Raw genomic sequence first — 18,138 nt, forward strand, 5'->3', positions numbered from 1 at the left:
TAACGTCCGGTACCGACAATCCCGTCCGGATCAGGTGACCCGGGGGTCCCGGGGCGCGCGTGTTCGATTACTCGGGGTGGATTGTCAGTGGCTCTGTGTATGTTCCTCGACGTCGGCGGCTCCGGGGTCGGGGCCGTCGGCGGTGTCCGGTGCTGGGCCAGTCGATGGGAGGAACCATGCGGGTGTGGTCGTTGGGTCGTGAGGGCTCCGGGGTCGCGGAGCGTTGTGCGGGGCGTTGTGGGGGCCGCAGGGGCTCCGAGTGTTCCGGGGGCGTCGATGTCTTCGGGCGGTCGCGGGTCCGCCGGCGGGTGCTGCTGCGCGCCGGGCGGCGGGCCGGGGCGGACGGCGGGCCGGGCGCTCCCGGTGGGGCCCGGCCGTCCGGTGGTGACCGGCCGCCGGGCGGGCGTGCGGGCGGGGCCGGTGCGCGGGGGCGGCGCGGCGGGCGGGCCCGGGGTGCCCCGCCGCCGCAGCCGGTGGCGGTCGCGCTGGCGGCGGCCGCGGCCGACTTCGCCGGCCTCGCGCGGTACGGGCTGTTCGGCCGGCTCGCCCACCAGGAGTACCTGCGGCGCTCGGAGGAGCAGCTGAGGGCCCTGCACGCGCAGGGCCTGGAGGTGCACCTGCGGGTCCTGGAGGCGGGTGACTACGAGGACTACTGCACGGCGCTCGGCCTCGATCCCCGGACACCCGCCGCCCGGGTCGCGTACGCGGGCGATCCGGAGCTGGCCGGGGAGCCCTTCGTCTACGCGGGGGAGCGGCTGGCCGAACTGCTCCCGGTCCTGCTGGACGACCACCGGGCGCGGGTGCGGATGTCCGTCGCGGGCGTGGCCCTGCTGGAGGCGGTCGGCGACGGCCCGGACGGGCAGCAGCGGCTGGCGGCGGTGATGGGGTACGTGACGTCGGCCTACCTCGCGCTGGCCGAGGGCGCGGGGGAGGGCTGCCACCTGCTGACGCTGCGCTGCCACGGCCCGGAGGACGGCGAGCAGCTCAGCTCGGCGGTGGAGGTCTGTGTGGAGGCGGGCGGCCTCTACCCCGCCGGGCGGGACACCGAGGCGTTCTGCGTCACGCTGGCGGCGGGGGTCGCCGGTGGTGGGGCGGGGGCGTTGCTGCTGCACGGCGATCCGGGCGTCCCGGCGCCCGGGGCCTCGGCGTCGGACGGGCCGTGGGTGCGCGGTTGGGCGCTGGCCGGCGGGCGGTTGCGGCCGATGACGGTGCACGAGGTGTTCGACGAGCTGGCCGACGACGCCGCGCGCGGGCTGCCGTTCCCGCCCGGGGTGGTCCCGCGACCGGGCTTCCCGCTGCCGGGCTTCCCGCTGCCGGGCTTCCCGGAGCCCGGCTCGACGGCGCCGGGGGAGGGGGGTGGGCCGCTGGGGTGATCAGGGGGTTTCCACTCCTCCCATCCACCATGCGGCGCTGGGGACTGTTCATCGACCGCCTGTTCGGGGAAGATTCGGAGAAGATCAACAGCAGGAGCGCGCGGTGCCCCACGCCGCCGCTCCGGCCGCTCCGCTCCGTACCGTGCTCCGCAGGTCCGTCCCGCGCACTGTCGGTCCGGCGAGCCCGACAGCGAGAGGGGGACGCATGAGCCGGATCGAGTACAGCGCGGAGATCGCCGAGCTGCTCGGCAGGGTGCGCCGGCGTCCCACGGCGGGGTGGCCGTGGCGGCCGGGCGAGCAGGTGCCCGAGGGGCTGCCGGTGAAGCAGTCCTGGGGGTGGCTGTTCGCTCCGGACGGGCGGGTGCTGACGCTGGTCAACCCCAGGGACGGGATCTGCTCGCTCCCCGGCGGATCGCTGGAGCCGGAGGACGCCGGGGATCCGGCCTCCGCGCTGGCCCGGGAGGCGGCCGAGGAGGCCCAGGCCGTGATCGGCCGACCGTACTACCTCGGTTACCTCTACGACCGGGTCGGCTCGGCCAACGGCGGGCACGAGTGCGCGCGGGTCCGGATGGCGGCGGCGCTGCGCGCGGTCGGCCCGAGCGCGGCCGACCCGGCCTCCGGCCGGCACTACCGACGGCTGCTGGTCGCGCCCGGACTCGCCGTCGAACTGCTCGGCTGGGGCGCGCCCGGGCTGCGCCAGGCCCGGGCGGCGGTCGCCGCCGCCGCCCGCCGGCTCGGCGTGCCGGTCGCCGCGAACGAGGCGATCGAGGAGCTGCCGGTGGAGGGTTGCGTGGTGTTCCCCGGCGCCGTCTACCCGGACGCGGTGTGTTCGGACGCCGGTTACCCGGATGCCGTCCACCCGGATGCGGTGCGCCCGGATGCGGTGCGCCCGAGCGAGCCGCACCCGGGCCTCGCGTAGCCCGAGGAGGGGCCGTCGGGTGCCGGCGCCGTCCGGCTGATTCGCGGTCAGGGGTCGAGGCGGAGTCGCGTGCGTCGGAGTCCGCGTGCGCCGACGCCCTTGCGTGCGGGGTCGGTTCGTGCGGAGCCGGGTTGTGTCGTGCCGGTTCATGTCGTGCCGATTCGCGTCGCGCTGTGCCGTGGCGAGCCCCGGCACCCCGCGATGCGTCTTACCGCGGGGTGGCCCGGCGGTGGCCGGGTCGTAACGGCGTCCTGGCCGTGCCCTGACTACCAACTGACCACTCGCTGACTTTTTCACCGACCACTGTCTACGCGCGATGACCGACGCCGGTCGGCGTACACCGGCGCTGACCAGCGCCAACTCACGCCCTGTGGCCGATGGTTCACTTCTGCGTTGTCGGACAGTTCGTCAATGTCCTTGGCATGACAGCTTCCCGGTTCACCTACTGCCTGGTATCACTTCTGTGACCCATACCACACCAGGAGGTGCCATGCTCCGTCCGGCGCGCGCCATGTCCGTTGCCGCGATAGCGGCTCTGCTCACTCTGACCACCTTGTTCACCGCGTCATCCGCGAACGCGGCCAGCGTCAACTACGTCGCTCTCGGGGACTCCTACTCTGCCGGTGTCGGTGCCGGCAGCTACCTGAGCGACAGCGGCAACTGCAAGCGAAGCACCAACGCCTACCCGTACCTGTGGAAGAACGCGCACTCGCCGTCGTCCTTCTCGTTCGTCGCGTGTTCCGGTGCCAGAACCGGAGACGTCCTCAGCAACCAGATCTCCGCGCTGAGCTCCAGCACCACGCTGGTCAGCCTGTCGGTCGGCGGTAACGACGCCGGCTTCGCCGACACCATGAAGACCTGCGTGCTGGAGTCGGACAGCACCTGCCTCAGCGCTGTCAGCGCGGCCCAGAACTACGCCCGCAACACCCTGCCCGCCCAGCTGGACAAGGTGTACTCGACGATCCACAGCAAGGCGCCGAACGCCCACGTGGTGGTGCTGGGTTACCCGCACCTCTACAAGATCGGCGGCAGCTGCATCCTCGGCATCAGTGACACCAAGCGCGCCGCGATCAACGGCGCCGCCGACACGCTGGACGAGGTCATCGCCAAGCGGGTCGCCAACGCCGGCTTCAGCTTCGGCGACGTGCGCAGCATCTTCACCGAGCACGAGATCTGCGGCTCGCAGACCACCTGGCTGAACAGCGCCACCCTGCCGGTCGACGAGAGCTACCACCCGAAGGCCGCCGGCCAGTCCGGTGGCTACCTCCCGGTCTTCACCCAGTCGTAACGGCTTCACGCCGGTGGGTCATCACATCGGCAGGCCCGCCGTACCAGCAGGCCCGTCGCATCGGTAGGCCCGTCGCGTACGCAGGACTGTGGCATCGGCAGGGCGTCGCTCCAGGGCGTCGCTCCAGGGCGTCGCTCCAGGGCGTCGCTCCAGGGCGTCGCCGAACCGGCACACGGGCCGTCGGCCCCTCTCCCCGAGCGTGGGGAGAGGGGTCGACGGCATTCGTGCGCTCAGTCCCGGGCCGGACCGGGCCGCAGCGGCGGGAACGGGATCCCGGCGAGCGTCGGCAGCAGCTCGGCCTCCTCGTAGTCGAGGTGTGCCTCCAGCTCGGCCGACATCCGGTCCAACTCGACTCGGAGCCGGTCCGGTTCGGTGACCTCGATCCCGGCCAGCAGCACCACCAGTTCCTCCTTGATCCGGCCGATCGCCAGGTGCTGTTCGCCCAGCCGTTCCAGCACCCCGGCCAGTTCCGGGTGGTTGCGCGCGAGCGCGGGGAAGATCGCGGTGTCCTCGCCGGTGTGGTGGTGCGTCAGTCCCTCGCAGAAGGCGAGGCAGTGCTGGCGCAGTTGGAGCCCGAGGCCGGCTGGTCGGCCCGCGACGTGCGAGTGTGCCTCCTCCCGGATGTGGCGCAGCTGCGCACGCAGCCAGGTGTGCGCCTCCAACAGCTTGTCGGCGAGGCTGCGCACCTCGCGCGCGGGTGTCTCGGGCCGCTCCAGGACGACCACCGGTAGCTCCCGGTCGGTGTTCGCCTGGTAGTCGCCGTACCCGGGCGCCTGCCGGACGACGGCTGCGAACAGCCGCTCCCGTCGGGCGCCTTCGGCGGGTACGGCGATCACGTCGAACGCCTCGGAGCCGAGCTCGACCCGGACCACCGGTCTGGCGAGCAGGTTGCGGTACCACTGCGGGTGGTCCGGCGCCCCGGCGGCGGAGGCGACGACCAGGAGCAGCCCCTCGGCCCGGACGTACCCGAGCGGCACGGTGTGCGGCTTGCCCGAGCCGGCCCCGGTCGTGGTGAGCAGCAGCAGGTCGCCGCCCTCGAACGGGCCGCCGACCCGCCCGCCGTTGGCGCGGAACTCCTCGATGACGTTCCGGTTGAACCGGTTGACATGGTTCGTGGACATGGGTGTGGGTGTGGACATGGGTGTGGGTGAAGTCTCCTACAGGGATGGGGAGTCAAGGCCACACACGGTGCATGGGCGCGCACGCGGACACCGCGGTGACCGCCTACGTCAGATCAGGGCAGCGGAGTGAGTACTCATCGCGCATCGTCCCTCGGATAAAGGTGCTCGCCCGGTCACCGGCCGGCCCACTACTCTGTGGCCGGCGCCACGCTGCACGCCCTCATTAGAGCCACGCCGCGGACGCCCTGTCAACGAGCAAGATCGCCGACGAGAGTTCCCTGACCGGGATCGTCGACGAAAGGGGAGTGAACGCCGTCGTGGAGCGCATCGTCGACCTCGACCGCGCCGCCGAGCGGATCGCCGCCCGGGCCGTACGCTGGCGGGCCGCCGGTCTGACGGTCGGCGCGCTCACCTGGCGCGACGCCCTGGCCCCGTGGCCGCAGCCGCTGGAGACGGACCGCGCCCGCGTCACGGACCCGGACTCCGTCGGCGTCCAGGTCGTGGACCCGCTGTCCGGCGGCGAGCTGCACGTGGTGCTGTTCCGCGGCGGCTGGGCCGACGTCGAGTACCTCGCCGCCGGCTGGGAGGAGCAGGAAGACGCCGAGGTCGGCGTGATCCCGGCCAACGACTTCACCGGCGCCGCCGACTTCGACGAGCGCCTGCGCGGCTGGATGGCGCACGTCTTCGGCTGAGCCCGGCCAGCGGTGGACGGGAGCCCCGTGAGCGGGTGCCCCCGTCGGCGGGCTCCCCGGGAAGCCCGCCGACGGCGACGCGCCGCCGCCTCCAAGGGGAGCGGCGACGCGTCGGCCCGTGGTGACGCGTCAGTGCAGGTAGTCGACCAGGCCGGCGGGCTTGAGCCCGGCCGCGTCGGCGGCGGCGAGGGCGCGCTGGAGGTCGGCGGCGAGGGTGTCGGTCCAGTGCATCAGGACGACGTCGCCCGGCTGCAACAGGCCCGGGTGCCAGATGTTGGACGCGCCCCAGCTGAAGTCCGCGTCGGCGGTGAGCACGGTGCGGATGCCGCAGTTGGCGGCGGCCTGAAGGGTGTCGGTGTTCCAGGCGAAGTACGGCGGGCGGAAGGCCACCGGCGTGGTGCCGAACTGGCGGGTCATGGCGTCGCGGGCGTCGCAGATCTCGATCTGCTGCTGCTCCAGCGGCAGTTTGCTGAGGTCGGCGTGGGAGACGCTGTGGTCCTGGACGGAGGAGCCGGGCACGGCCGTGACGCGCCGGAAGAAGTCGGGGTCGGTGCCGGCCGGCATCGGCAGCGGGAAGGCGGTGATCGGCAGCCGGTGGTCGGCGATGAACTTCTCCGCCTCGGGGGTGCGCTGCCAGCCGTCGTCGACGGTGAAGAAGACGACCTTGTCGCTGGTGGGCACGGATCCGGCGGCCACGGCCGGGGCGGGCGCGGGGCCGTCCACCCGGACGTCGTCGACCGAGAACGGGCCCTGCTGGTACCAGCCGTGGACGTAGAGCCGGACGCTGTGCGCGTTCGGGCCGGTGGTGAACCGGGTGGTGAGCTGCTGCCAGCCGCCGCCGGTGTTCTCGGTCCAGGCCGGGGCTACGTCCCTGCCGGTGCCGGTGGCGCCCAGGTAGACGAAGGAGCCGCGGACCCAGGCCGAGGCGGTGTAGGTGGTGTCGGGCTGGACGGCCACGGTCTGCGCGCACTCGCCGGTGGAGTCGGCGGTGGCCGGCGTGACGGTGAGCGCGGAGGTACCGGAGTGCGCGGCGGTGGTGGTGACGGCGGCCTCGGCCGGGCCGCCGGTGCAGTTCCAGCCGGGGATGGCGCCCCAGGCCGAGAGGTCGGGGGCGGGTAGTTCGAAGCCGGGGTTGGTGGCCAGGTTGACGGTCGGGCCGCTCGGACCGCTCGGGGCGCCGGCCGGGGCGGGCCCGGGGGCAGCGGAGGCCGCCGGGGCGGCGAAGGCGGTGAGCAGCGCGACGGAGGCGGCCAGCGCGGACAGGCGGGTGGACAGGCGCGCGGACAGGCGCGTGGACATCGACACGAGAGGACTCCTGCAGTGGGGGACACGCCCGTGGGGAGGGCGTGGCGGAATCGGAACCCTGGAACCGGGGCCTTGGGTCGGGCCCCTGGAACCGGGCTCGCGGGACCTGGGTGCTCCCGGAGGGGCGGGAGCGGATGGTGCGCCGCACTCGGACCGAGGAGAAACAATGGACTGGACCAATCGGCCCGTCAAGGGAACGGCCGGTGAACCGAGGCCCACCGCACCTGCCGCAAAAGGGGCAAGACGATCCGTCAGGGGACGTACAACTCCGCGATGTCATCGGCGTAGTACTCGGCGATCGCCGCCCGGCGCAGCTTCAGGGAGGGTGTCAGCAGCCCCTGGTCCTGGCTGAACTCGCGGGGCAGCAGCCGGAACGCGCGGATCGACTCGGCCCGCGACACCGCCGTGTTCGCCGCCGCCACCGCGCGCTGGACCTCGGTGTGCAGTTGCTCGTCCGCGAGCACCGCCCACGGGTCCAACTGCTCCCGCCCGTTCGCCTTCAACCAGTGCGCCAGCGCCGCCGGGTCGAGCGTGATCAGCGCGGCCACGTACGGGCGGTCGTCGCCCACCACCAGGCACTGGGAGACCAGCGGATGCGCGGCCACCCGCTCCTCCAGCGCCGACGGGGCCAGGTTCTTGCCGCTGCTGGTGACGATCAGGTCCTTCTTGCGGCCGGTGATGGTCAGGTAGCCGTCCTCGTCCAGCCGGCCCAGGTCGCCCGTCCCGAACCAGCCGTCGATCAGGGACTCCGCCGTGCACCGCGGGTGGTTGAGGTAGCCGCCGAAGACCGAGCCGCCGCGCACCCAGACCTCGCCGTCGTCGGCGAGGGCCACCGAGGAGCCCGGCAGCGGGTGCCCGACCGTGCCCAGCTTCTGCCGCCCGATCGGGTTGGCGGTGATCGCGGCGGACGTCTCGGTCAGCCCGTAGCCCTCGTACAGGTGCAGGCCGGCGCCGGTGAAGAAGAGGCCGAGCTCGCGGCGCAGCGTCGAGCCGCCGCACATCACGCTGCGCACCCGGCCGCCGAGTACGGCCCGCAGCCGCTGGTAGACGGTCCGTTCGTAGGCGAGGTGGCGCAGCCGCAGCTTGGGACTGGGCCCGGGTCCGCGCCCGAACGCCTTCTGCTCCCGGGCGGCTGCCCAGTCGACGGCCACCTGCCGGGCCTGTTCGAAGAGTTCGCCGCGCCCGGCGTCCTCGGCGGCCCGCCGGGCCTGCTGGAAGATCTTCTCGAAGACGTACGGGACGACGTGCAGGAAGGTCGGCCGGAAGGACTCCATCGCGGGCAGCAGGGCGTCCGTGGAGACCTCGGGGACGTGTCCGATCCGGAAGCCGCCGCGGATCGCCGCGACCTGCACGGCCCGCCCGTAGACGTGTGCCAGCGGCAGGAACAGCAGGGTGGACGGCTGCCCGCCGCCGGTGTCGTGGAAGGCCTCCCGCCAGCCGCCGAGCAGTGCGTCGGCCTCGGCGGCCAGGTTGGCGTGGGTGATCAGACAGCCCTTGGGGCGGCCGGTGGTGCCCGAGGTGTAGACGACGGTGGCGACGTTCCCGGCCGTGACGCCGAGCCGCTGGCGGTGGACGAGCGAGTCGGGCACGTCACGGCCGTCCTCGGTGATCGCGGCGACGCAGTCGCGGTCCAGCTGCCAGATGCCGGTGAGGTCGGGCAGCGCGTCGCAGACCGCGCCGACCGTCATCGCGGCGTCCTCGTCCTCGACCAGGCAGGCCACCGCCTGGGTCTCGGCGAGGATCCAGCGCACCTGCTCGGCCGCCGCGGTGGGGTAGACCGGGACGGTGATCGCGCCGATCGACCAGAGCGCGTAGTCGAACAGCGTCCACTCGTAGCGGGTGCGGGACATCAGAGCGACCCGGTCGCCGTAGCGCACGCCCCGGGTGAGCAGGCCCTTGGCGAGGGCGAGCACCTCGTCGCGGAACTCCCGCGCGGTGACGCCCCGCCACTCGTCCTGGTGACCGTCGCGGTGTCCGTCCTGGTGCTCGGCGGGGCCGGAGGGGCCCGGCGGGCCGAGGCGGCGGGCCAGCTGCACCAGGTCCGGTGTGCGTTCGGCGCTGTCGTACAGCGAGTCGGCGAGTCCTCCGGTGGCCTCGGGCCCGGCCACGGCGGGGGTGGTGAACTCGCGCACATTCCCCCCGTTGGCGTCTCGCGGCGGCACTGCCGGGCCGCGCAGGTGGAGCGAAACTATCGGATCGGCCTGTCACTGCCCAGGGTTGTGACCGTGACGCGACGAGATCGGCACCGGTCCCTGCGGAAGGTGTCGCCGCCGGGGAGGAGCCGCGTGCGTTCGGTGATCGGGCAAACCGGGCGGCGGCGGATGATCCGGACGCGGGCCCGCGGTGGCCGGGAGTCGATCCTGACGTGTGCGGGGCAAGCCGGGGAAGTGGACCGGTTCGACCCTCGAACGAGTGGTCAGGGCGTAGTAGGCTCTCGCAGACCTGCGACCGGGGGCCTCCCGGCCAGGCCCGATCCGATGACGCACCATCCACGCCGACCAGCCCCGAAGCCGATCTCCGAAGCCCGCACCCGAAGTCCTTCCCGAAGCCCTTTCCGAAGCCCTTTCCCAAGCCTTTTCCGGCCGAGCCCCGCGGCTCCTCCGAACCGCTCCCCGTCCGCGCCTGGCACTTCCCGACCGAGGACTCCATGCGTCTGCGCAGCAGCTCGATCCGCGCGAAGATCATCGCGCTGCTCCTGGTGCCCATCGTCGCGCTCACCGCGCTGTGGGTGTACGCGACCTTCGCCACCACCGGAGACGTCTGGGGCCAGCTGGAGATCAGCCGTACGTACAAGGAGTTCGGGACCCCGGTCGACGAGTACGCCGACGATCTGCAGAACGAGCGCCGCGCGGCCGTCCAGCGACTGGCCGTCCCGAACTCGCAGGTCGCCGCGGACGCCTACGAACACGCCAAGGCCGCCACCGACCGCAGTCTCGACGTCCTGCGGCAGAAGAAGGACCACGCGGGCGGCAAGCTCTCCAGCTCCCAGCGCGGCCGCTTCCTGCAGATCATCGCCGCCGCCGACCAGATCGGACCGCTGCGCGCGCAGGTCGGCCGCTCCGCGCTCAACTGGGAGTTCGCGCTGGGGCAGTACAACGACCTGGTCAAGCCGGTGTTCGGCTTCCGGTCCGCCTACGTCGCCCGGCAGACCGGCCAACTCCCGCGCCAGGGGACCATCCTGATCGAGCTGGTGCGCGCCCGCGAGTACCTGGCGCAGGAGGACGCGGCGATGGAGGGTCTGCGCGGCGGCGCCGCCAAGCCCACCGCCGAGCAGTACCAGGTCGCCCTGGACGCCCTGCACAACCAGCAGGCCCTGTTCACCGTCTACATCGCCGAACTCGAACCCGCCGACCAGTCCGACTACATCGCCCTGCGCGGTGGCGAGGCCTGGGCCGCGCTGGCCCGCGCCGAGGCGGACTTCGTCGGCGCCGGCGGCCCCGAGCGGGTCGCCCAGGCGATCAACGGCGACTCCTGGCGGGAGACCGCCGACCGGGCGCTCGGCGACCTCACCTCGATCAACGCCCGGATCGCCAACGGGATCGGCGAGCGTGAACGGTCCGCCGCGATCGGGCTGCTCTGGCGCGGCGGCATCGCCGGCGCGATCGGCCTGGTCGCGGTCGTCCTGTCGGTGCTGATCTCCTTCCGGATCGGGCGCGGCCTCGCCCGCGAACTGATCGGGCTGCGCAACGCGGCCAACGAACTGGCCGGCACCCGGCTGCCCTCCGTCATGCTGCGGCTGCGCCGGGGCGAGGCGGTGGACGTCGCGGCCGAGGCACCCGAGCTGCGCTTCGGGGCAGCCGAGATAGGCCAGGTCGGCCAGGCCTTCAACGCCGTCCAGCGGGCCGCGGTCGAGGCCGCCGTCGAACAGGCCGAACTGCGGCGCGGCGTCTCGGCGGTGTTCGTCAACCTGGCCCGGCGCAGTCAGGTGCTGCTGCACCGCCAGCTCACCCTGCTCGACACCATGGAGCGCCGCACCGAGAACCCGACCGAGCTGGCCGACCTCTTCAAGGTCGACCACCTCACCACGCGCATGAGGCGGCACGCCGAGGGACTGATCATCCTCGCCGGCGGCTCGCCCGGGCGCGCCTGGCGCAAGCCGGTGCGGATGGTGGACGTGGTCCGCGCGGCGGTCGGCGAGGTCGAGGACTACGCCCGGGTGATCGTCCGGCCGTTCCCCGGTACCGGCCTGCTCGGCAGCGCCGTCGCGGACGTCACCCACCTGATCGCCGAACTCGTCGAGAACGCAGCGGTGTTCTCCCCGCCGACCACCCAAGTCACCGTCCAGGGTGAGGTGGTGGCGCACGGATTCGCGCTGGAGATCGACGACCGCGGGCTCGGGCTGAGCGATCAACTCCTCGCCGGCATCAACGAACGCCTCGCCGTGGAGCAGGAGTTCGACCTCGCCGACACCGACCGGCTGGGCCTGTTCGTGGTCAGCCGGCTGGCCCGGCGGCACGGCATCCGGGTCCACCTGCGCCCGTCCCCGTACGGCGGGACGACGGCGGTCGTGCTGATCCCGCGCGAACTGCTCGCCGAGGCGCCGGACGGCCTGCCCGAGCCGCCGCCCACCGGTCGGCGCTCCGCCCCGGTCCGGCGCGGACAGCGCGACCTGGTCGCCGTGCCCGCGCTCGGCGGTGGCGGTGGCGGTGGCGGTGGCGGTGGCGGTACGGCGGAGGGTTCTGCTCGGGCCGCTGCCGGTTCTGCCGCCGGAGCCGGAGCCGGTGCCGGTTCCGTTGCGGGGGAGGACGAGCGGCACCGGGGCAGCGGCGGTCCCCGGCCGTCCACGTCCGAGCCGGCCCGGACGCCGGGCGGACTGCCGCGACGGGCCTCGCGGACCAAGGGCGGGCCGGTGCTGGTGCCCGCACCGCCCAGGGACGCCGAGGACGGTGCGGGGACGGGGCGCCACCGTCGGGACGAGCCGGCCACCGCCGCTCCCGTCCTCGACGGGCCCGCGGACCCGCCGTTGGTCGCAGGCCCGCGGACCGAGGGCGGGCTGCCCCGGCGGGTCCGGCAGGCGAACCTCGCGCCGCAGCTCAAGGAGCAGCTGAAGGAGCGCCTCCGGGACCGGACCGACAGCGGTCCCGAGGACGAGGCCGCCCTCGCCGCTCGCCGGGCCCGGGAGGCCCAGGAGGCCGAGCGGGCGCGTGAGCGCTCGCCCGAGGAGGCGCGGGCCACCTTCGCCTCGTTCCAGCGGGGCTTCACCCGGGGGCGCGGCGCCACCACGTCCGGGTCGGCCCTGGCGAGTGCCCGACCCGCCGCCGTACCCGTCTGGCAGCCGCCGGACCCCACTCGGCGGGCGATCAGTCCAGCACCCGCCCCGGCGGCGCTGTCCGCGCCGTCGGGCGATGCCCAGGCGCCGCTCGCCCGCCGGGTGCCGCCCGGCCCGCCCGTCCGGCGGAACCCGGCGCCCGCACCCACGGAACGACCCGTGCCACCTGCATCAAGGGCAATACCTGAACCACGGGCAACACCTGCACCATCGGCAGCACCTGTACCAACAGCACCACCTGCACCACCCGCTCCATCGGAAGGAACTGATTCATGACCACTTCGACGCAGCCGTCCGGGGACCTCAACTGGCTCCTGGACGACCTGGTGGGGCGTGTCGCGGCCCTGCGGCACGCCGTGATCCTCTCCAGCGACGGCCTGGCCACCGGAGCCTCCCGCGACCTCGACCGCGAGGACGCCGAGCACCTGGCGGCCGTCGCGGCCGGATTCCACAGCCTGGCCAAGGGCGCCGGCGGGCACTTCAAGGTCGGCGGGGTCCGCCAGACGATGGTGGAACTGGACGAGGCGTTCCTGTTCATCACGGCGGCCGGCGACGGCAGCTGCCTGGCCGTGCTGAGCGAGGCCGAGGCCGACATCGGCCAGATCGCCTACGAGATGGCGCTGCTGGTCAAGCGGGTCGGCGAGCACCTGGCCGCCGAGCCGCGCACCGAAGCCGCGCCGCCGGGGAGATGAGCGGGCCGATGGCGGATCCGAAGGCTGAGGCGGCGGGGCGGCCCGAGCCGGGCGGCTCGGGCGGCTCGGCCGCGTCGGCCGGGATGGCCGGGATGACCGGGGCGGTCGGTCCGGCCGGGGAGGTGGCGGAGCAGATGGGCCAGGACGGGGCCGAGTCCGACCTGCTCCACCCGCGTGCCCCTGCCGACGACCGCTGGTTCGACGACGAGGCCGGCCCGGTCGTGCGGCTCTACTCGATGACCCGTGGCCGCACCCGGCCGGTCGAGGACGGCCTGTTCGACCTGATCTCGCTGATCACCGCCGCCGAGCCCGGGCCGAACGCGGGGGCCGTGCCCGCGCACGTCCTCGACCCGGAGCACCAGACCCTCCTGGCCTGGTGCCGCCGCGAGCCGCTGTCCGTCGCCGAACTCGGCTCCTACACCGACCTGCCGGTCAGCGTCGTCCGGGTGCTGCTCGGCGACCTCTACGACGCCGAGCTGATCAGCGTCACCCGACCCGTTCCGCTCGCCGAGCTGCCGGACGAGCGCCTGCTGCGAGACGTGATCAATGGACTCCGTGCGCTCTGACCACGACGGCCGCGCCGCCGCCGGCGGTACCTCTGTCGGCGCTGCCCCTGGTGGCGGCACTCCCGGCACCCCCGTCGGCAACGGCTCCGGCGGTCGCGCCAACGACCCGCGCTGGCGCGGCGGCCCGGCCGTCGCGGTGAAGGTCCTCGTCGCGGGCGGCTTCGGCGCGGGCAAGACCACGCTGGTCGGCTCGGTGAGCGAGATCCGGCCGCTGCGCACCGAGGAGGAGCTCAGCGAGCTGGGCCGCCCGGTGGACGACACCTCGGGCGTGGAGGCGAAGCGCACCACCACCGTGGCGATGGACTTCGGCCGGATCGACCTGCGGCCCGGACTCGCGCTGTACCTGTTCGGCACGCCCGGGCAGGACCGGTTCTGGTTCGTCTGGGACGAGTTGGCCCGCGGCGCGCTCGGCGCGCTGGTGCTCGCGGACACCCGGCGGCTGGCCGACTGCTTCCCCTCGGTCGACTTCTTCGAGCAGCGCGGCATCCCGTTCGTGGTCGCGGTGAACTGCTTCGACGGCACCGAGCGGTTCTCCCCGGACGAGGTCCGCGACGCGCTCGACCTCGACCCGGACATTCCCGTGCTGCTGTGTGACGCGCGCCTGCGGGAGGACGGGAAGGAACTCCTGGTCGCGCTCGTCGAGCACGCCGCCGCCCGTCGCCGCCGCGCCCCGGCCCGGACCTGACGCCACCGCACCCCGGCCCCGGCCCCGGCCCCGGCCCCGGTCCTGGCGCTGGCGCTGGCGCGAATCGGTCCTGGCGTCGCCGCGACCCGGTCTGACGACACCGCGCCCCCGGTGCGGCACTGCACCCGCACAGAGGCCTCACAGAGCCTCCGAGCCGCCCGACGTCTCATTCGGTTGTCCGCATCCCGGACGTTCGGTGTGCCGAAGGTTGCCTAGACCGGCCCGGCGTGGAAGGCTCTGGGCACGAAAGCCGCCCGGCCATGCCGTCGGGAGGGCCGGAAACGTTCCGTTTACGAAGGCGCGCATCGACCACGACGCGCCGTTGTGCAGAGCAAGGGGGAGGGCAGCAGGATGACCGTCGGCCAGCGACGCGCCACGACCGATCCCGCCCCCGTCACGCCGGTGCTCACCGTCCGCCGCTACATCGACCAGGCGCTGATCTGCAGCGCCTGTTGTCGGTGACCGACCGGCCCCTTCCCGGTACGTCCCTGACGATCCCGGCCCACCCGGCCGCCGTCTGACGCACCGCCAATCCCGTCGACCAGGCCGTAGCGGACCCGCCCCATCCGGCGTGCCGCGACCGCCGATCCGGCCCCGCCTCGCGGAGAGACCACCAGTGAACATCGCCTGCACCAGCCCCGCCCCCGGCATCGCCGGCCGTCCCCGCTCGACCGGGGCGGCCTCCGCGATGTGCGACGGCGGACCGGCCAGGCGGTGGAACGGGCGCGCGAACCGCGCCGGGGACAGCCACCAGGGTCACCTCGATCTTGAGCCGTTCTGGCCGTCCCGGCAGCCGCACCTGTTCGATCAGACGTGTCCGGGCTCGCCCAGCGCGTCCCGGCCCTCCGCAGGCTGATTCCGGATCAGCCCGGCAGTACGCCCGGTCGACGCGCAGACGACTCCACCCCGTCCGTCACGCGCGAAATGAGCGGCACACCATGTCTTCTTCATCCACGGCCACCCTGCCCCTGCCTTCCGCGACCCCGCACCTGCGCGCGGTCCGCTCCGTCCCCAACGTCACCCCGGTCGGCTCCGGCCTCTCCGGTGCGCCGGGCTCCTCCGCCTCCCCGCACTCGCACGGCTCGTCGGCCGCCGAGCGATGGCCCGGGGGAGCGGTCCGGTCCTCCCATGCGGCCCCGTCCCGTCCGGCGGGCGCGGGTGTCGCACCCCAGCCGGGTGCGGTCCTCCCGGCCGCACCGGCCGCCCTGCTCGCCGCGCTGCCCGAAGGCGCGACCGTCGTCGCCGCCCTGCCGCAGGGCGCGCTGCCGCAGGGTCTGCTCGCCCAGTACGGCACGCAGTTCGGCGCCGGTACCGGGAGCCCGATGGTCGGGTACCTGGTGCTCGTGCCGGCCGACAGCCCGGTGGCGGCGGTTCCCGGCGCGCCCCTCGCCGGGCCCTCGGGCGCGCAGCACGCCGGTGCGCACGCCGGTGCGCCCGTGAATGTGCCCGCACAGGCCGGTGTCCGTCCGGTCCGACCGGCCGGGCGCGGCATCGCCGTCGACGCCGAGCGGCGCAACGCCTACGTCGACGGGCGGCTGCTCGACCTCACCTACCTGGAGTTCGAGCTGCTCGCTCACCTCACCGAGCATCCGCAGCGGGTGCACACCCGGGACCACCTGGTCTCGGCGGTCTGGGGCTACGGCCACGTCGGCGACGGCCGCACGGTCGACGTGCACGTCGCCCGGCTGCGCCGCAAGCTCGGACCTGGCTACCGCGACACGATCGTGACGGTCCGTCGGGTCGGCTACAAGTACACCCCGGCCGGCTGATCGGCCACTGAACGTCCTGCCGCGGCGGGTTGCCCGTGCCCTCGTGGAACGGGCAGCCCGCTGCGGCATTATGACGTTCCGTCAAGAATGATGGTCGGGTGGCAGCGTTGCGTCAGGCGCGTTGGTCGGGCGGCAGCAGCAGGACGGCGAGCGCGTCGGCACAGGTGCGGGCGTGGCCCAGGAACCAGTCCAGGCGGTCGTCGGTCAGGTGCGTCGGGGTCGAGCGGACGGCCAGCGCGAACCGGGCCTGCCCGGTGCCGTCCAGGACGGGCACGGCCACCGTCCGCACCCCGGCCGCCGACTCGCCGTCGTTGAGCGCGTACCCGGAGCCCCGGACCTTCGCCAACTCCTCGTCGAGCAGCGCCGGTTCGGTGATCGTCCGGTCGGTGAACGACGGCAGCGGGCCGAGTGTCGACACCGCCGGCTCGCCCGGGCGCGGCCAGGCCAGCAGCACCTTGCCGAGCGCCGTGGAGTGCAGCGGCCGGCGCAGCCCGAGGCCGGTGTCCGGGCGGACGGAGGCCCCCACCAGGATGACCGCGTGCGGACCGCTGCGGATCGCGAGGTCCGCGGTCGCACCGGTGCGTCGGGACAGCCGGTCCAACTCGGGTGCGGCCAGGTGCAGTCCGCGCTGGTGGAAGGTGAGTTGGCCGAGTTCGGCGACCGCCGGGCCGAGCCGGTAGCGCGCGGTCTGCTCGTCCTGCTCCAGGAAGCCGGCGCTGACCAGCGTCCGGGCCAGCCGGTGCGCGGTGGAGACCGAGAGGTCCATCCGGCGGGCCAGGTCGGAGGCGCTCAGGTCGGGGCCGTTGTCGTGGAAGCAGTGCAGCAGCCCCAGCGCACGCTGGACGGCCTGCGCACCGGCCGGCGGGCCCTGGACGGCGGTGGCGGCCTCGGCCATGGCACCTCGCGTTTCGGTTCGGGAATCCGGCTGGATCACCGGGAGGAGTCTCAGCGTAGGGCAGCGAGTGCTGCGGGATTGTGTCGACGACGTTGCAATGGAATGGCGTTGATGAACAAGTGATCCCACCATGTGGCAAAACCTTGCCTCCGGCTCGATCGTCGTGGAACGCTCCTCACATCGCGCCGGACGCTCTCCGCCCGGCACACCACCCGCAACCCGACCCGCAGGAAGGAGCGACGCCGTGACGATCCACCGGTGCCCCGCCTCCTGCGCGTGTTGTCGCTGACGCTCCCCTCGCGCCGCACCGTCCGGCGTTCCCCGCCTCGCGCGACTCACGGCCTCGCCCGACACGCCCGTCTCGCTCGAAACGCCCGCCTCGCCCGTCTCGCCATTTCGTGTAACTCCCCGACGCCGCAGGTCCCGTGACCCGCGTGGCGTGCCGCCCAGTCCCGCAGCCTTCCGGCGCCCGCCGAGCCCGCCCCCTCCGCAGAGGACCACACCCCGTGCCCAGTCCTTCCCCCAGTGCCCCCGACACCCTCTGGTTCACCCGCTGCCCGGTGCCCACCGCCACCGGGATCGCCGCCGACCAGGGTTGGCTCGCCCGCGAGTTCGCCGCCGACGGGATCGCCGTCCGCTCGCTCCAGGACGCCCCGCCGGAGGTGGCCGCAGACCACCACTACACCCACGCGCTCACCGGACTGTTTCGCGAGGGCGGCAACGTCCCGGCACTGTGGGCCCGTTCGCGCGGCGAACGGACCCGGCTGATCGGCCTCACCTGGATCGAGGAGCGCCAGGTGGTCCTGGTCCGGGCCGGCAGCGGCATCACCGGCCCCGGCGACCTGCGCGGGCTGCGGCTGGCGGTCCCACATCATGGCATCGGCATCGACTTCTGGCGGGCGATGGCCCTGGCCGGCTTCCGTGGCGCCCTCGGCCTCGCCGGGCTCACACTGGACGACGCCGAGCTGGTCGACGTCCCGGGCCTGCCCGGCGGCGGGCAGTGGGCCGGCGAACTGGCCGCGCTGCGGGACGGTGTGGTGGACGCCGTGTACGTGAAGGGGGCGCTCGCCGTCGAGGCGGCCCGCCGGGTCGGGGCGGAGGTGGCCGTGGAACTGGACGCGGTGCCGGACCGCCGGGCCCGGGTCAACAACGGGACGCCCCGGCCGGTCACCGTCCACCAGCAACTGCTGGACGAGCAGCCGGAGCTGGTCGCCCGCTTCCTCGCCGTCCTGCTGGAGGCCGCCGACTGGGCGGCCGAGCACCCGGCGGAGGTGGTGCGGATCCTGCGGGCCGAGACCGGCGCGGGCGCCGAGGGCGTGGCCGGGGCGTACGCGCCGGGCAGCCACCGCACCCTGCACCTGGACCTCTCGGCGGAGCGCCTGGACCTGCTGGCGCAGCAGGAACGTTTCCTCGGGGACCGGGGATTCCTCGCCTCCCCGGTCGACATCCGCGGCTGGGCCGACCCGGAACCCCTGCGCGCCGCCCACGAGCTGCTGCGCGAACGGCGCCGCGCCGCAGTGGGCGGCTGAGCGCCGTCGGCCGCCGGCTGACAGATCATTACTAA

General features: G+C 73.9%; 14 protein-coding genes. 10 read left to right on the forward strand and 4 right to left on the reverse strand.

What is annotated here, in order from left to right:
- The first annotated feature begins 473 nt into the window (after positions 1 to 473).
- From OG556_RS27505 to OG556_RS27515, 3 genes are all read left to right on the forward strand, one after another.
- Positions 474 to 1,373, forward strand: a complete 900-nt coding sequence (locus OG556_RS27505) for a hypothetical protein (protein ID WP_371520621.1) — start codon at positions 474 to 476, stop codon at positions 1,371 to 1,373.
- Positions 1,374 to 1,578: 205 nt separating this feature from the next.
- Positions 1,579 to 2,292: a hypothetical protein gene (locus OG556_RS27510; protein ID WP_371520623.1), complete on the forward strand. Its 714-nt coding sequence runs from the start codon at positions 1,579 to 1,581 to the stop codon at positions 2,290 to 2,292.
- Positions 2,293 to 2,782: 490 nt separating this feature from the next.
- Positions 2,783 to 3,580, forward strand: coding sequence for an SGNH/GDSL hydrolase family protein (locus OG556_RS27515; RefSeq protein ID WP_371520625.1), 798 nt, complete (start codon positions 2,783 to 2,785; stop codon positions 3,578 to 3,580).
- A gap of 230 nt (positions 3,581 to 3,810) precedes the next feature.
- On the opposite strand, the gene OG556_RS27520 is transcribed toward OG556_RS27515, so the two are convergent.
- A complete protein-coding gene (locus OG556_RS27520) occupies positions 3,811 to 4,701 on the reverse strand; it encodes a nitroreductase/quinone reductase family protein (RefSeq protein WP_371520627.1) in 891 nt (296 codons plus the stop codon).
- A gap of 305 nt (positions 4,702 to 5,006) precedes the next feature.
- Here OG556_RS27520 and OG556_RS27525 point away from each other — a divergent pair, with 305 nt between their 5' ends.
- Positions 5,007 to 5,393 (forward strand): hypothetical protein, encoded by a 387-nt coding sequence (locus OG556_RS27525; protein ID WP_371520629.1) that lies wholly within the window; start codon positions 5,007 to 5,009, stop codon positions 5,391 to 5,393.
- 129 nt (positions 5,394 to 5,522) lie between these two features.
- On the opposite strand, the gene OG556_RS27530 is transcribed toward OG556_RS27525, so the two are convergent.
- Together OG556_RS27530 and OG556_RS27535 are read right to left on the reverse strand one after the other, a co-directional pair.
- Entirely contained in the window at positions 5,523 to 6,692 is a 1,170-nt protein-coding gene (locus OG556_RS27530) for a polysaccharide deacetylase family protein (RefSeq protein ID WP_371522928.1), read from the reverse strand.
- A gap of 257 nt (positions 6,693 to 6,949) precedes the next feature.
- Entirely contained in the window at positions 6,950 to 8,830 is a 1,881-nt protein-coding gene (locus tag OG556_RS27535) for a long-chain fatty acid--CoA ligase (protein ID WP_371520631.1), read from the reverse strand.
- Positions 8,831 to 9,345: 515 nt separating this feature from the next.
- Here OG556_RS27535 and OG556_RS27540 point away from each other — a divergent pair.
- The 5 genes from OG556_RS27540 (at position 9,346) to OG556_RS27560 (ending at position 15,679) form a co-directional block, all read left to right on the forward strand.
- Positions 9,346 to 12,243, forward strand: a complete 2,898-nt coding sequence (locus tag OG556_RS27540; protein WP_371520633.1) for a nitrate- and nitrite sensing domain-containing protein — start codon at positions 9,346 to 9,348, stop codon at positions 12,241 to 12,243.
- Positions 12,240 to 12,659 carry a roadblock/LC7 domain-containing protein gene (locus tag OG556_RS27545; RefSeq protein WP_063349983.1) on the forward strand — a complete coding sequence of 140 codons (420 nt, stop codon included), beginning with the start codon at positions 12,240 to 12,242 and terminating at the stop codon, positions 12,657 to 12,659. The genes OG556_RS27540 and OG556_RS27545 overlap by 4 nt, the downstream gene beginning before the upstream one ends.
- 8 nt (positions 12,660 to 12,667) lie before the next feature.
- A complete protein-coding gene (locus OG556_RS27550) occupies positions 12,668 to 13,225 on the forward strand; it encodes a DUF742 domain-containing protein (RefSeq protein ID WP_371520636.1) in 558 nt (185 codons plus the stop codon).
- 136 nt (positions 13,226 to 13,361) lie between these two features.
- A complete protein-coding gene (locus OG556_RS27555; RefSeq protein ID WP_371522930.1) occupies positions 13,362 to 13,910 on the forward strand; it encodes an ATP/GTP-binding protein in 549 nt (182 codons plus the stop codon).
- 938 nt (positions 13,911 to 14,848) lie between these two features.
- On the forward strand, positions 14,849 to 15,679 hold the full coding sequence (locus tag OG556_RS27560) for a winged helix-turn-helix domain-containing protein (RefSeq protein ID WP_371520639.1): 831 nt from the start codon (positions 14,849 to 14,851) through the stop codon (positions 15,677 to 15,679).
- 112 nt (positions 15,680 to 15,791) lie between these two features.
- Here the strand turns inward: OG556_RS27560 and OG556_RS27565 are convergent, their stop codons facing one another.
- Positions 15,792 to 16,574, reverse strand: coding sequence for an IclR family transcriptional regulator (locus OG556_RS27565; protein ID WP_371520642.1), 783 nt, complete (start codon positions 16,572 to 16,574; stop codon positions 15,792 to 15,794).
- A 506-nt stretch (positions 16,575 to 17,080) separates the two neighbouring features.
- On the opposite strand from OG556_RS27565, the gene OG556_RS27570 reads away from it, so the two are divergent.
- Positions 17,081 to 18,103: an ABC transporter substrate-binding protein gene (locus tag OG556_RS27570; protein WP_371520645.1), complete on the forward strand. Its 1,023-nt coding sequence runs from the start codon at positions 17,081 to 17,083 to the stop codon at positions 18,101 to 18,103.
- Positions 18,104 to 18,138 lie beyond the last annotated feature (35 nt).

Origin of the sequence: Kitasatospora sp. NBC_01300, from assembly GCF_041435235.1 — a bacterium.
GTDB lineage: Bacteria > Actinomycetota > Actinomycetes > Streptomycetales > Streptomycetaceae > Kitasatospora.